This window comes from Okeania sp. SIO2F4, from assembly GCF_010672385.1.
Classification (GTDB): Bacteria; Cyanobacteriota; Cyanobacteriia; order Cyanobacteriales; family Microcoleaceae; genus Trichodesmium.
This window is the reverse complement of the sequence record NZ_JAAHGT010001332.1, coordinates 1-1,721: the sequence shown is the minus strand read 5'-3', so window position 1 is coordinate 1,721 and position 1,721 is coordinate 1. Positions and strand designations below refer to the sequence as shown.

Below are 1,721 nucleotides of genomic sequence, written 5' to 3'. Positions count from 1 at the left end.
TTAATAGGTTTATTATCATACAAGGGTTATACTGTCCGGCCAATTCCCAGTGGAAAACTTGCTCTCCAAGGCATTCATCTTGATTATCCCGATCTGATTTTACTTGATATTCAAATGCCCGATATGGATGGTTATGAAGTATGTAAGCATTTAAAAGCCGATCCTCGCACTCAAGATATTCCTGTTATTTTTATTAGTGCCCTTGATGATGTTTTTGATAAAATCAAAGCATTTGAAGTAGGGGGAATTGATTATATTACTAAACCTTTCCATGCCGAGGAGGTTTTTTCCCGCGTGAAAACCCATATTACTTTATATAGACTCCAGAAACAATTGCAAAAAAAAACCGTAGATCAAGAGGTAGAAATTCAGGCTCAACATCTAATTTTAGAACAAATGATTGAAAGTTTAAAAAGTGCAAATCAAGAATTAAAAGAACGTTTAGAACAACTAAAAAAAGCACAACTGCAATTAGTTAAAAGTGAAAAAATGGCTTCTATTGGTCAGTTAGTTTCTGGTGTAGCTCACGAAATTAATAATCCCGTCGGATTTATTTCTGGGAACTTAGATTATGCCGCTGAATACATTCAAGATTTAATGGATTTGTTACAACTTTATCAAGAAGGATTTGAATATAATAGTCCAACAATTCAAAAGAAAATAGAAGAGATAGAACTAGATTATTTGAGAGAAGATTTACCAGAATTAATTGAGTCTATGAAAGAAGGAGCTAATCGGATTGCCGAAATCAGTAAATCAATGAGAACTTTTTCTCGTGCCGATACAATTGCGAAAACTCCATTTAACATTCATGATGGCATAGATAGCACTTTATTAATTCTGAAAAACCGACTTAAAGCTGACGAAAAACGACCAGAAATAAAAGTAGTCAAAAACTATGGAAATTTACCAGAAATTAACTGTTATCCAGGGCAACTAAATCAAGTGTTTATGAATATTCTGGCGAATGCAATTGATACTCTAGAAGAAAGTAATGCTGGGAAAACTTTTGCCGAAATTAAAGCAGCACCGAATCAGATTAGTATTACGACAGAAATTGAGGATGAAATACAATTGGCAATTATCAAGATTAGGGATAATGGAAAGGGAATCTCTGAGGAAGTAAAACAGAAAATATTCGAGCATTTATTTACTACAAAAGAAGTGGGGAAAGGAACAGGTTTAGGTTTATCAATTTCTCGGCAAATAGTAGAAGAAAAACATGGAGGTAAAATTACTTGTACTTCAGAATTAGGAACAGGAACTGAGTTTACGATTAGTTTACCAAATAATTAATAATTAGATCGAATTTGATACCATCGGTACAATAGACCTCTTCGGAAAAGAGGGAGTAGGGGCATCTATGCGAATCGCCCGTAGGGGAGTAGGGGGAAAGAATTAATGATTTATGCGTATGGGATTGATTTAATTTTTAATTATCACGCCTATGTCTAATAAGGAAAAAGGCTTTGGTTATCTAGGATAGAAAGCTAAAAATCAGGAAAAAACTTCAACTTAGGGTAGATATTTTCCAGAAATTTGATGAATAGGTCGATCTTCAATAATTAATAATTAATAATTAATAATTAATAACTAATAATTAATTATTACCTCTTCTTAAAAAGAAGAGGATTGGTTAAAAGGAATTTTTTTGTTCTCTCTTGGGAGATTGGATATGGCGTTTAGCGTTCCGCACAACGCGCGTTTTTCATGTCACGCAG

General features: G+C 33.5%; 1 protein-coding gene. It reads left to right on the top strand.

The annotated features are described in order from the left end of the window. On the top strand, positions 1-1,296 hold a 1,296-nt coding region (locus tag F6K22_RS40165; protein WP_293110687.1), incomplete at its 5' end, for a hybrid sensor histidine kinase/response regulator. Positions 1,297-1,721: the final 425 nt, after the last annotated feature.